General features: G+C 72.1%; 12 protein-coding genes and 1 tRNA gene. 7 read left to right on the plus strand and 6 right to left on the minus strand.

What is annotated here, in order from left to right; translation table 11 throughout:
* Positions 1–128: 128 nt before the first annotated feature.
* From OF380_RS11110 to OF380_RS11120, 3 genes are all read right to left on the minus strand, one after another.
* The gene (locus tag OF380_RS11110; RefSeq protein ID WP_264050818.1) at positions 129–1475 is read right to left on the minus strand and encodes an adenylate/guanylate cyclase domain-containing protein; all 1347 of its coding nucleotides are present in this window, start codon (positions 1473–1475) and stop codon (positions 129–131) included.
* Positions 1476–1573: 98 nt separating this feature from the next.
* Positions 1574–2059, minus strand: coding sequence for an MmcB family DNA repair protein (locus OF380_RS11115; protein WP_264050819.1), 486 nt, complete (start codon positions 2057–2059; stop codon positions 1574–1576).
* 131 nt (positions 2060–2190) lie between these two features.
* A complete protein-coding gene (locus tag OF380_RS11120; RefSeq protein ID WP_264050820.1) occupies positions 2191–2712 on the minus strand; it encodes a DedA family protein in 522 nt (173 codons plus the stop codon).
* A 196-nt stretch (positions 2713–2908) separates the two neighbouring features.
* Here OF380_RS11120 and pdxY point away from each other — a divergent pair, with 196 nt between their 5' ends.
* The 3 genes from pdxY (at position 2909) to OF380_RS11135 (ending at position 5448) form a co-directional block, all read left to right on the plus strand.
* Positions 2909–3757, plus strand: coding sequence for a pyridoxal kinase PdxY (gene pdxY / locus OF380_RS11125; RefSeq protein WP_264050821.1), 849 nt, complete (start codon positions 2909–2911; stop codon positions 3755–3757).
* 85 nt (positions 3758–3842) lie between these two features.
* Positions 3843–4739: a PhzF family phenazine biosynthesis protein gene (locus OF380_RS11130; RefSeq protein WP_264050822.1), complete on the plus strand. Its 897-nt coding sequence runs from the start codon at positions 3843–3845 to the stop codon at positions 4737–4739.
* Positions 4732–5448 (plus strand): NUDIX hydrolase, encoded by a 717-nt coding sequence (locus OF380_RS11135; RefSeq protein ID WP_264050823.1) that lies wholly within the window; start codon positions 4732–4734, stop codon positions 5446–5448. Before OF380_RS11130 ends, OF380_RS11135 begins: the two co-directional genes overlap by 8 nt.
* Here OF380_RS11135 and OF380_RS11140 read toward each other — a convergent pair.
* Both OF380_RS11140 and OF380_RS11145 read right to left on the minus strand, forming a co-directional pair.
* Complete coding sequence (locus tag OF380_RS11140) at positions 5439–5780, minus strand: hypothetical protein (protein WP_264050824.1); 342 nt, start codon at positions 5778–5780, stop codon at positions 5439–5441. The genes OF380_RS11135 and OF380_RS11140 overlap by 10 nt on opposite strands.
* Positions 5781–6863: 1083 nt before the next feature.
* Positions 6864–7349 carry an SRPBCC family protein gene (locus OF380_RS11145; protein WP_264050825.1) on the minus strand — a complete coding sequence of 162 codons (486 nt, stop codon included), beginning with the start codon at positions 7347–7349 and terminating at the stop codon, positions 6864–6866.
* Positions 7350–7839: 490 nt separating this feature from the next.
* Between OF380_RS11145 and OF380_RS11150 the strand changes: the two genes are divergently transcribed.
* The 4 genes from OF380_RS11150 (at position 7840) to OF380_RS11165 (ending at position 11330) form a co-directional block, all read left to right on the plus strand.
* Complete coding sequence (locus OF380_RS11150; RefSeq protein ID WP_264050826.1) at positions 7840–9405, plus strand: 2-isopropylmalate synthase; 1566 nt, start codon at positions 7840–7842, stop codon at positions 9403–9405.
* Between the two features lie 102 nt (positions 9406–9507).
* Positions 9508–9583 (plus strand) — tRNA-Lys (locus OF380_RS11155).
* A gap of 211 nt (positions 9584–9794) precedes the next feature.
* A complete protein-coding gene (locus OF380_RS11160) occupies positions 9795–10034 on the plus strand; it encodes a helix-turn-helix domain-containing protein (RefSeq protein WP_264050827.1) in 240 nt (79 codons plus the stop codon).
* A gap of 156 nt (positions 10035–10190) precedes the next feature.
* A complete protein-coding gene (locus tag OF380_RS11165) occupies positions 10191–11330 on the plus strand; it encodes a GGDEF domain-containing protein (RefSeq protein WP_264050828.1) in 1140 nt (379 codons plus the stop codon).
* A gap of 43 nt (positions 11331–11373) precedes the next feature.
* Here the strand turns inward: OF380_RS11165 and OF380_RS11170 are convergent, their stop codons facing one another.
* Positions 11374–12309, minus strand: a complete 936-nt coding sequence (locus OF380_RS11170) for a class I SAM-dependent methyltransferase (RefSeq protein WP_264050829.1) — start codon at positions 12307–12309, stop codon at positions 11374–11376.
* Positions 12310–12348: the final 39 nt, after the last annotated feature.

The raw sequence follows: 12348 nt of genomic DNA on the forward strand, positions 1-12348 counted from the left end.
GCCGATGAGGGACTCGGGGCATCGTCGGCTGACGATTGCAGGCGCGCAGTCCCCCTTCGTGGCTTGGCGCGACGGCGAGGCGCTTCCGGTGGCGCAGCACCCGGACGGTCCCGCGGCCGCGCCCGGCCTCACGGCATCAGGAACGGCGGTGGCCCGGCCGGTGCCGCGGCCATCGCGGGGTCGGCCTCGTCGTCCCAGGTCACCGCGTACAGGGTCAGGTCGCGGGTGTCGCGGCATTCCGAGGGCGGCATGCCGTCGAGGCGGAGGCCGGAGCGGATGCCCGGGCTGAGGAGGTGGATCACCGCATCGGAGGCCGCGAGCGTCAGGTTCGCGGCCTTGGCCCGGGCCTCGATCCGGGCGAGGCGGTTCATCGGGGTGCCCAGCACGGTGAACTCGGCCCGGTGGCCGTCATCGAAGACGCCGACCAGAACCTCGCCGGCATGCAGCGCCAGGGTGATCCGCAATTGCGGACGGCCCTCGCCGCGCCGCTCGGCATTCAGGACGGCGAGCCGGTCCCGGATGGTTCGGGCGCAGGCGAGGGCGGCGTGCGCCTGTGCCTGCGGGCGCCCGACGATGAACTGCGCCAGGATGCCGTCGCCCACGTACTTGTCGACGATCCCGCCCTGCGCGGTGACGGCGACATGGGTCAGGGCGCGCACGTCGAGCAGCGCCCGCACCACCTCCTCCTGGGAATGCTCCCGCGAGAAGGCCGAGAATCCCCGCAGGTCGAGGCCGAGCAGGCAGGCGTGGCGCGACTGCACCGTGCCGAGGCCGCCGGCCTCAGCGAGTTCGCCCGCCACCCGGTCCGGCACGAAGCGCGCGAGGCGCGTGCGCTCCCCTTCGATCCGCAGCGCCGTGGTCACCGCCGACCGCAGGCGCCGGACCCCGTCGATGACCACGAGGCCCGCGGCCAGGAAGGTGAGGAGGCCCGGCACCTCCTCCTCGAGGGTCACGTGGGGGCCGAGCAGGGCACTGTCCGGGTCGAGGTAGGCGAGCAGGATGGTGCCGCCCCAGCCCAGGCTCACCAGGCCGGCGAACGCGGCCGTGTGCCAGGCCCGCATGCTCAGGCCGGTCTGGAGCAGCAGTAGGAAGGCCGGCAGGCGGCTCACCGCCGCCGCGGTCTCCTCCGTCGTCACCGCGCCGAGGAGCATGTGCTCGACCAGCAGGAACAGCGCGACGCCCGCGTTGAGCAGGGTCGCGGCCCAGGCCAGCCACTCCGTCAGCCGCTCGGTGCCGCCCCGCTGCGCGGAGCGCCAGTCGGCGAGCCCGAGGCCGAGGGAGACGAGGGCGTAGATTCCGAGCCCGACCCAGTGGTGGGCGGAGTGGTTCGAGCCGTCGTAGCCCTGGGCCGTGACGAGCAGCACCAGGACGATGAGCAGGTGCAGGAGCAGGGACCGGCGCCCCGACGCCTTCTGCAGGTGGCGCAGGAGGGCGGGATCCTCCCCGTTCGCGGGGCGGCGCGAGGGCAGGCGCATGACGGGGGCGATCGGTGTGTGGGGCGGCTGCGCGTGCCGGCGGCGACCGGCGCGCCTGCGCGACGCGATCCCGCGCGGCGGACGCGGTCCGGCCGCCGTCAGAGCGCGCCTTCGCGGATGGCGCCGGGATCGGCGAGCGCGTGCAGCAGGCGCGCGGCGCTGTGGGCGAAGCGCAGGGTCACGGCCTTGCGGCGGGCGCCGCTCAGGGCATGGTCGGCCGGGTCGCGCAGGATCGCGGCGCCGAAGGCGTCGGCGACGATGAGGCCGGCATCCTCCGGGGTCAGGGTGGTGGAGAGCGTCTCGGGAATCGCGAAGTAGAAGCGGTCGCAGTAGTCGCGGTAATCCGGCCATTTCCGGTCGGCCCGGAAATCCGCCACGCTCGACTTGATCTCCACGATGGTCAGGCGCCCGGCCGGGCAGAGGGCGATGACGTCCGCCCGCCGGCCGTTGGCCAGGGAGAATTCCGGGATCGTGACGTGCCCGAGTTCGGCAAACAGCCGCCGGACGCCGCGCTGGATCTGGAGCGCCGTGGCCGACTGGCGCCGGTCGGGGGGCAGGATGACGTTCGCGAGGGCTGCTGACATACGGCTCTGATGGGTCGCGGATTCTGTCCCGAATCGAGATCGCGCCCACCAAATCAGCCGCCGCCGGCCTTGTCACCTGCGACCCCTTGGTCACCTGCGACCCCTTGCGCGCGTCCGGCGACGCGCCCGGCTCAACCCTTGAAGTAGCTCAGGATCCCGGCCCCCGGCGCCAGCATCAGGAAGGCCCAGGCCAGGGCCGAGGTCACGTTGGCGATCTGGAACGGCAGCCGCTTGACCCCGAACACCCCGGCGATCAGCGGCACCACGGCCCGGGCGGGCCCGATGAAGCGGCCGATCACGATGCCGCCGGCCCCCCACTTGCGGCAGAAGTCCTCCGCGCGGGCGACGAGGGTGGGGTAGCGCCGCATCGGCCACATCTGCTTGGCGCCGTCCTTGTAGTGGTGCCCGAACTCGTAGGAGAGCCAGTCGCCCAGCGCCGCGCCGAGGGCGCCGGCCAGCATCACCGGCCAGAACGGGATGCCGACCGCCCCCATCATGGCGCCGATGCCGAGGAGCAGGAAGGTCGCCGGCACCAGGAGCGACAGGAAGGCCAGGGATTCGCAGAAGGCGAGCACGCCGACGATGAGCGGCGTCCAGCCCTGGTTCGCTTCCACGAAGGCGAGGGTGCTGGCGCGGAGGGCGTCGAAATCCATCGGTCTCGCTCGTCGGGTCGGGAGGACCCGCTGTGGCCGAGGCCGGGCGCCAGGGCAAGCGGGTCGGGCGGGGCAGGGTGCTTAGAGCCGGGTGCTTAGAGCCGGATGCTTGGGACAGGGTGCTCGCGACCGGGAAACTGGGTTATGGGCCTTGCGCGAGAGATCCTTCGCCGCGCGGCACCGAGGAGAATCCGGCTTGAACATCCTCTCGATCCAGTCGCACGTGGCCTACGGCCATGTCGGTAACGCTTCGGCGGTGTTTCCGATGCAGCGCCTCGGGGTCGAGGTCTGGCCGATCCACACCGTCCAGTTCTCCAACCACACCGGCTACGGCGCCTGGCGGGGCCGGGTCTTCGACGGCCCCGCGATCGAGGACCTCGTCGCCGGCATCGCGGAGCGCGGCGTGCTCGGGCTCTGCGACGGGGTGCTGTCGGGCTACATGGGCTCGGCGGATATCGGCACCGCGATCGTGCGGGCGGTGGCCACCGTGCGCGGCCTCAACCCGGACGTGCTCTATGCCTGCGACCCCGTGATGGGCGACACCGGCCGGGGCATCTACGTGCGCCCCGGCATCCCCGAATTCATGCGCGACCAGGCGGTGCCGGCGGCCGACATCGTGACGCCGAACCAGTTCGAGCTGAACCACCTGTCGGGGCTGCCCACCGGCACCCTGGCGGAGGCGCGGCGCGCGGTCGCCGCCGTGCAGGCGCTCGGCCCCCGCGTCGTCCTCGTCACCTCGCTGATCACCGACGACACCCCCGCCGACGCCCTCGACCTCCTGGCGGGGGAGGGCGGCCAGTTCTGGCGCCTGCGCACGCCCCGCCTGCACCTCGACGTGAACGGGGCCGGGGACGCCATCGCGGCGCTCTTCCTCGTGCATTACGCCCGCACTCGGTCGGCGGCCCTGGCGCTCGGCATGGCCGGGGCCTCGGTCTACGGGCTCCTGCGCCGCACGGCGGAGGCCGGCTCGCGCGAGATCCTCACCGTGGCCGCGCAGGACGAGTTCGTGGCGCCGAGCGAGACCTTCCCGGTGGAGACGGTCTGAGACCCGACCGCGACGGGCCGGACCCCGGCGCGGGGCCCGACCTGATATAAGCGCCCGACCCGACGCAACCCCGGAGACCCCGCCCATGCCGCGCCGCTTCGTGACCCTCGACGTGTTCACCGACACCGCGCTCACCGGCAACCCGCTCGCGGTGGTGCTCGATGCCGAGGGCCTCGACACGCCCGCGATGCAGGCGCTCGCCGCCGAGTTCAACCTGTCCGAGACGGTGTTCGTGCTGCCCCCCGAGGTGCCGCGCCACCGGGCCCGCCTGCGCATCTTCACCCCCGTCGCCGAACTGCCCTTCGCCGGCCATCCCACCCTCGGCACCGCCGTGCTCCTCGCCCTGCAGGACGGGAAGGCGGCGCTGACCGACGCGGTGGCCTTCGGCCTGGAGACCACCCTCGGGACGCTGGCCTGCGTGGTCGAGCCCGGCGACGGGCGCGGCACCGGGCGCTTCAAGATGCCGGTCCTGCCGGAATATCTCGGCGCGGGGCCCGAGGCGGAGGCGCTGGCCGCCGCCCTGGGGCTCGATCCCGCCGAGATCGGCTTCGGACGCCACGTCCCGAGCCGGCACGGGGCGGGCCCGCGCTTCCTGTTCGTGCCGGTCGCGAGCCGCGAGGCCCTGGACCGGGCCCGCGTGGCCCCGGCCGCCCTCGACGCCCTGGGCGATCCGGCCGCCCTCTACTGCTATGCGCCGGACCCGGAGGGGCTCGGGCACCGCTACCAGGCCCGGATGTTCGCGCCCCATCTCGGCGTGGCCGAGGATCCGGCGACCGGTTCAGCGGCGGCGGCCTTCTCGGGCGTGATGATGCAGTTCGAGCCCCTCGGCGACGGCGAGCACGACATCGTCCTGCGCCAGGGCGTCGCGATGGGCCGCCCGAGCACCCTCGGCGTGCAGCTCTGCATCGAGGCGGGCGTCCTGCGCTCCGTGGAGATCAGCGGCGGCGCCGTCCTGGTCAGCGAGGGACGCCTGCTTGTCTGAGGCGTTCACGCAGACGCCGCTGCGGCGCCTCGACGCCCGCCGCGTCGCCTATGACTGGCCCTGGGCCCGGGACAACCGCACGGCCATTGCGGAGAACTGGGCCCGCCGCCGCGCCGCCGCGCCCGCGATGTTCGACGGGCGCGTCCTCCTGGCCGGGGCCTGCCGCGTCGCGGCGGGGGCCTGCGCGATCGACCTGTTCGAGACCGCCTATTCGAGCCTGATCGCCTTCCGGGATGCCGGCTCGCCCGACCCCGCGGTGGCCAACGCCTTCGCGGCCGTGGTGCCGTGGACGGCGGACGGCGCCGCCATCCTGGGGATCATGGGGGGCCACACCGCCAATGCGGGCCAGGCCTATTTCCCCTGCGGCACGCCCGATCTGAGCGACGTGCGCCCGGACGGCGCGGTCGACCTCGCCGGCAGCGCGCTGCGGGAATTCCACGAGGAGACCGGCATCCGGCTGCCCCCCGACGGGCCGGAGGGATGGGTGCTGGTGAGCGGCCAGAGCCAGCGCGCCTTCCTGCGCCCCGTCCGCCTGCCCGAGGACAGCGCGACGCTGCTCGCCCGCATGGAAGCGCATCGCCGGGCGGAGAGCGCCCCGGAGCTCGCGGGCTTCCTGGCGGCGCGGGGACCGGACGACATCGACCCCGCGCGGATGCCCGGCTTCGTCTGCGCCTACCTCGCGCGCGCCTTCGCGGGCGCCTACGGGTAGCCGTAGCGGGCTTTGGCCGCCGCGAGCAGGCCGAGCGCCTCGCGCTCGCGCCCGCCCTGGCAGGCGGCGGCGGCGTTGCGCAGGTCCGCGCCGAAGCGCTCGCCCACGGGCGCGTTCAGGTTGCCGGTGGCGACGTCGCTGTCGACCACGGCCTGGGTGCGCGCGATGGCGGGCCCGCAGCCGGTGCCCTGCGGCAGCGGGGCGAGGACCGGCGCGGCGGCGACGGGTGCCACGGGCGGCGCCGACGCGTGCGGCTTGCAGGCGCCGAGGGACGCGGCGGCGAGGAGGGCGGCGACGGCGAGGCTGACGCGGGACACGGGGGCTCCTGACATCACGACGTGCCGAATGAACGGCACAGCTTGGTCCGGACTGGTTCTGGCCCGCGCCGCGCGGCGGGTCAATCGGAGCGCGGGACCGGAGGCCGGACCGGCGGTGGAGGGCGGCGCCTTACTTCGGACGTTGAGGCGCTTTTGGCGATCTGGTTCGTGGGAACTCGGGAGCGGCGTGCCGGCACCCCCACCCTGACCCTCCCCGCAAGGGGGAGGGGACGCCGTTGTGGTTCGAGCGCCGTATAGCGCCAGCCTTCACATTCGCACCTGAGCAGGAAAACCGATCGCACGAGCGCAAGCCTACACAGGTCCAGCACCGCTCTCCTCCCCCTTGCGGGGAGGAGGCGGAGGTGGGGGTGCCGGCGCCTTACTTCGGACGTTGAGGCGCTTTTGGCGATCTGGTTCGTGGGAACTCGGGAGCGGCGTGCCGGCACCCCCACCCTGGCCCTCCCCGCAAGGGGGAGGGGAGGCCGTTGTGGTTCGAACTCGGGACATCGCTCGCCTTCACAACCGCGCTCGGGCAGAAGAGGCCGATCGCACGAGCGCAAGCCTACACAAGTCCAGCGCCGCTCTCCTCCCCCTTGCGGGGAGGAGCCGGAGGTGGGGGTGCCGGCGCCTTACTTCGGAAGCTATGGCACCCTTGGCGATCCGGTTTGCGGAAACTCACAACCGGCGTGCCGGCACCCCCACCCTGACCCTCCCCGCAAGGGGGAGGGGAAGCCGTTGTGGTTCGAACGCGGGACATCGCTCGCCTTCACAGCCGCGCTCGGGGCAGGGAAACCGATCGCACGAGCGCAAGCCTACAAAGGTCCAGCACCGCTCTCCTCCCCCTTGCGGGGAGGAGCCGGAGGTGGGGGTGCCGGCGTCCTACTTCGGAAGTTAAGGCACCCTTGGCGATCCGGTTTGCGGAAACGCACAACCGGCGTGCCGGCACCCCCACCCTGACCCTCCCCCCAAGGGGGAGGGAACTCGGTGGCGCTTCATGACCGAACCGGATTTGTCGTCATCCCCGCGTTCCGCCGGAAGGCTCAGGAAGCCGGAGCCATCGCGAGCCCCGACCCGAGGTCGGAGCCCGCCAGCCCGGTCCTACTGCGCCTTGTCGGCGATCGCCTTGAGGCCGGATTCGTAGATGCCCGAGATCGCATCGACCGCCACGGCGTCCGGCTGGCCCTTGGCCTTGAAGCTGCCGCGCCAGCTCACCGTGGCGCCCGTGCCCTTCGGCGCGACCGAGAGCGTCGAGGTGTAGTCGCTCACCGGCAGCGGGCCGGAGACGATGGCGTAGGTGTAGGACAGGGCCTTGTCGTCGCGGGCGGCCTGCGCCTCCACGAGGGTGCCGCCGCCCTTGAGGCCGAGGGTGCGCAGGGGCTTGCCCCCTTCCAGCGACGGGGTGCAGGTCGCGATGGCCGGGTGCCACTGCCCGATGCCGCAGAAATCGCCGATCGTCGCCCAGACCTTGGCCGGCGGCGCCGCGACGTCGATGGACTTGGCGGCTTCGAGGGCGAGACCCGGCGCCGTGCCGGCGAGAAGGGCGAGGGTCGGCAGGGTGAGGGTGCGCGAGAACATCCGCAGCATGGTGGGGTTCCTTCCAGATTTTTTCTTGAGGTCAGCGGACGAAATCCGCAGCCGGACCGTGTGGGTCACGCAACCAAGCTAGGCGGCCAGGCGTGCACGGCAATGCGCGGGGCCGACACAATGCGATCCCGATCGCGGACGGTGGCGCGAAAGCTTGTCAAGCCGCCCCCCAGGGTCTAGGACAACCGCCTTCGCAATGGTCCGCGCGCCGCATCGACGCGCCCTTGCCCCTCGGGAGAGACGAGCCTTGGCCAGCGCCGGCTCCACGCGCCGCTCCGCCGACACCGCTTCCGCGGTCGCCCGGTCGCGCGTGTCCCTTGCCGCCCTGCTCCTCCTTAGCCGCCCCTGAGGGCCGTCCGGGCGCGTGCGCCTGGGCTCTCAGGGGGTGCATTTCGCGAGACCCGCCCCGGCACCCACGCGGCCGCGCGGGCCCCCTCGATTCCCAGGCGCCGCCTCCCGACCGGAGCCGCGCCGTGACAGGATCCCCGACATGACCGCCAGCCCCGTTCCGGCCTCCAAGGACCGCGTCCTCATCTTCGACACCACCCTGCGCGACGGCGAGCAGTGCCCCGGCGCCACCATGACCCTCGACGAGAAGCTGGCGGTGGCCGAACTCCTCGACGCGATGGGCGTCGACATCATCGAGGCGGGCTTCCCCATCGCCTCGAACGGCGATTTCGAGGCCGTGGCCGAGATCGCCCGCCGGGCCAAGCGCGCCACCATCGCGGGCCTCGCCCGGGCGATCCCCGCCGACATCGCGCGGGCCGGCGAGGCGGTGCGCGGAGCCCGGCGCGGGCGTATCCACACCTTCGTCTCGACCTCGCCGATCCACCTCGCGCACCAGATGCGGAAATCCGAGGACGAGGTCGTCGCGATCATCCTGAAGACCGTGGCCCAGGCCCGCGACCTCGTCGAGGACGTGGAATGGTCGGCCATGGACGCCACCCGCACGCCGATCGACTACCTCTGCCGCTGCGTCGAGGCGGCGATCCGCTCGGGCGCCACCACCATCAACCTGCCCGACACCGTGGGCTACGCCACGCCCGACGAGTACCGGCGGATGTTCCAGGACGTCCGCAACCGGGTGCCGAACGCCGACAAGGCGATCTTCTCGGTGCATTGCCACGACGACCTCGGGCTCGCCATCGCCAATTCGCTGGCCGGCGTCGAGGGGGGCGCCCGGCAGGTGGAATGCACGATCAACGGCATCGGCGAGCGCGCCGGCAACGCGGCCCTGGAGGAGATCGTCATGGCGATCCGCACCCGCGGCGACGTCATGCCCTACGAGACCGGGATCGAGACCACGATGCTGACGCGGGCCTCCAAGCTCGTCAGCCACGCGACGAACTTCCCCGTGCAGTACAACAAGGCGATCGTCGGTCGGAACGCCTTCGCGCATGAGAGCGGCATCCACCAGGACGGCATGCTCAAGCACACCGAGACCTACGAGATCATGACGCCGGCCTCGGTGGGCGTGGCCAAGACCTCGCTGGTCATGGGCAAGCATTCGGGCCGTGCCGCCTTCCGCTCCAAGCTGGAGGAGCTCGGCCTCGTCTTGAGCGACAACCAGATGCAGGACGTGTTCGAGCGCTTCAAGGCGCTCGCCGACCGCAAGAAGCACGTCTACGACGAGGATATCGAGGCGCTGGTCGACCAGAACCTCGCCACCGCGCATGACCGCATCCGGCTCGTCTCCCTCTCGGTGATCGCCGGCACGCGCGGGCCGCAGCGCGCCACCCTCAAGCTCGACATCGAGGGCCGTGTCGTCACCGAGGAGGCCGACGGCAACGGCCCCGTGGACGCGGTCTTCAATGCGATCCAGGCCCTGGTGCCCCACGCGGCCGACCTCGAACTCTACCAGGTCCACGCGGTCACCGAGGGCACGGATGCGCAGGCGGAGGTGTCGGTGCGCCTGAAGAGCGGGGAACGCAGCGTCACCGCGCGCGGCGCCGACCCCGACACCCTGGTCGCCTCGGCCCGGGCCTACCTCTCCGCCCTCAACAAGCTCTCGGCCTCGGCCGTGCGCCTGCACGCGCAGAGCCCGGCCTCGGTTTAGCCGAGAAAACTTCGCGCCGGGGGTGGACAACCCCCGGAGCCCTTTGCTATCAGCCCCCTCGTCGCGGCGGACTTGGTGGCCGCAGCGACCGCCGCAAGGCGCGGGTGCATAGCTCAGTTGGTAGAGCAGCTGACTCTTAATCAGCGGGTCCAAGGTTCGAACCCTTGTGCACCCACCAAATCCTCCCAGAACGATCTTCGGACCTGACGAAGCATCGGGTCTCCGCTGGAGCCGGGCATCCCTGCCCCGTTCGCGGAACGGGTGACGACACCGCGATCCGACCGGTTCCACGAACGCTCCGTCGCGACCCTGTGAATGGTGGTCGCGAGACTTGTGGGGCCGGTGCGGATACAGCGCGCGCTTGTATTCTTCTCACGCGCGAGGCCGCCATGCCGGTCACCCCACACCAGATCATGATCGGCCGAAAGCTGACCCGGCTGACGATCGGCGAGCTGAGCCGCAGCGCGGGCGTGAGTCCCGGCACCCTGAGCCGCGTCGAATCCGGTTTCTCGACCCAGAAGCTGACCCTGTACGTCCTTCGCAAGGCGCTCGAAGACGCGGGCGCGGAATTCCTCTTAGACGGTCGTGTGACGATCCGGACCAGCAAGCTCGCGGACGCGACAGCTTAGCTTTTGTTGTGTTAAGACTGGTTCCAGAATACGGGCTGGTCTTCGCCAAAGGAATCTTAACCGCATCGTGGCATTCGACCCGCGAAGGCGCCGTCGTCCGGTCCGAGACACGCGACGTGGCTCGGTTGCCTCGGATTGGGTCGGAACAGGTTGTCGATGCGCAACGATCCCAGGGTGTTCAGCCTCCCGCGCTGGCGTCCGATCCGCTGGCTCACCGATGCCGGCCCGGACGTTCCCCAGGAGATCCGTGCCGCCCTGATCCGCAGCCTGTACGGCACCCTGCCGATCTTCGCCGGGGGCGTGCTGAACACCCTCGCGGTCTCGACCCTCGTAGCCTACCGGATGCCCCGGCCGGAATTCCTGCTCTGGTGCGCCCTCGAATACACCATCTGCCTGGCGCGCTTCGTCGTGCTGATCGTCGCCCAGCGCGCCGCCGGCGAACGCCGGCGCACCCCCACCGACCTCTACATCCTGCTCGGTCTCGCCTGGGCCGGCAGCGTCGGCTACGGCACCTTCATCAGCCTCGTCAGCGGGGATTGGGTGGTCGCGACCCTGGCCTGCCTCTCGGCCGCCGCGATGGTCGGCGGCATCTCGTTCCGGAACTTCGGCGCGCCCCGGCTCGCCGGCGCCATGATCGTCCTGACGCTCGGCTCCTGCTGCCTCGCCGCCCCCTTCACGGGCGAGCCGCTGCTGCTGATCACCTTCCTGCAGATCCCGTTCTACCTCGCCAGCATGAGCGTGGCCGGGTTCCGGCTGAACAAGATGCTGATCGCCACCATGCGGGCGGAACGCGAGAGCGCCTTCCGGGCCATGCATGACAGCCACACGGGCCTGCGCAACCGCGCCGGGCTCGCGGAGGTCATCGCGGTGCGCAGCCATGGTCTCGCGGCGCTGCTCTACCTCGACCTCGACGGGTTCAAGGCGGTGAACGACACCCACGGCCACGGCATCGGGGACCGGCTGCTGCAGGCGGTGGCCGACCGCCTGCGCGCCGGAACGCGGGCGGGCGACGTGGTGGCCCGGCTCGGCGGCGACGAGTTCGTCATCGTGACCGATCTCCTCGCCCCCGCGGCCCTGACCGCGTTCAGCGCGACGCTGATGGGCGAGATCTCGGCGCCCTACGACCTCGGCCTCGAGCATCCGGTGACGATCGGCGTCAGCATCGGCATCGCGCTCGCGCCCGAGCACGGCACCGACCTCGACAGCCTGCTCGGCGCCGCCGACGCGGCCCTCTACGAGGCGAAGGCACTGGGCAAATCGCGCGTCACCCTCGCGGCGCCGCGCAAGGTCGCCTGAGCGCGCGGGCAGGTCTATTCCCGGGCAAGTCTTCCCCGGGCGTCTATTCCCGCGCCAGGAGCCGCGCCGTGCGCTGCTGGCGCCGGAGGATCCCGCGCAGGTGGTCGATCGCCCCCGCCTGCATCCCTCGGAGCGCCTCCGGGTCCGTCTCCGCGTCCCGCCGCATCGAGACCGAGAACTCGAACCCGCCGGGCTCCGTGGCGGCGATCCGGTTCAGCACCATCGGGAAGAGTCCGAGCCGCGCGGCCGCCTCGAGGGCGTCGAGGAAGGCGAGGGGCGTGAACACCCAGCAGTGACAGCCCGGATAGGCCCCGGGGGCGAGGGCTTCGACGGCCTGGGCGTGCGCCCGGGTCAGCGCGGCGTCGCCGCAGAGGCGGGGCGCCTCCGCCGGGTCCGCCTCCTCCCAGATCCGCTCGGGGTCGATGGCCAGCGCCTGGTGGGTGTGGGCGAAGATCTGGCGCGGGCTCGGGCGGGTGTAGGCGAGGAGGTCCGCCTCCACCAGTTCGGCGAGGGTGCTGTCGGGCCGGCCCGCATCGAACATGAAGCGGCGGTCGGGCAGCGTGAGGTTGAGCACGCCTCCGGGCCGCAGGGCCCCGTGGATGCCGCGGAACCAGCCGAGCAGGTTGGGCACGTACTGCGCCACCTGGGCGGCGATGGCGAAGTCGAAGCCCTGGCGCCCGAGCCCTTCCACCAGCGAGCCCGAGCCCGTCCAGGCGTGGTCGATCGGCACCGCACCCGGCCGGTCCGCCCCGGCCCCGAGAGCGTGGTCGACGTACAGGACCCGGATGCCCTCGGGGAGGGCGGTCGGGTTGTCCGCCGGCCCGAATTCGAGGCCCTGCGCCTCCGGCAGGGGGATGTCGTGCGTGAGCCGGGCCAGACGCCGGTCCGTGGAACGGCGCGCCAGGAAGGCGTCCAGCGACAGGGACCCGGAATGCATGCCGTGCTTCGCCTCGATCCGGAAGGCAGGGGATTCGGACACGGAAATCATGCCGGACCGTGCCGGCTCCGACCAGGCGGC

The sequence above is a fragment of the Methylobacterium sp. FF17 genome (assembly GCF_025813715.1).
GTDB classification, from domain to species: Bacteria; Pseudomonadota; Alphaproteobacteria; order Rhizobiales; family Beijerinckiaceae; genus Methylobacterium; species Methylobacterium flocculans.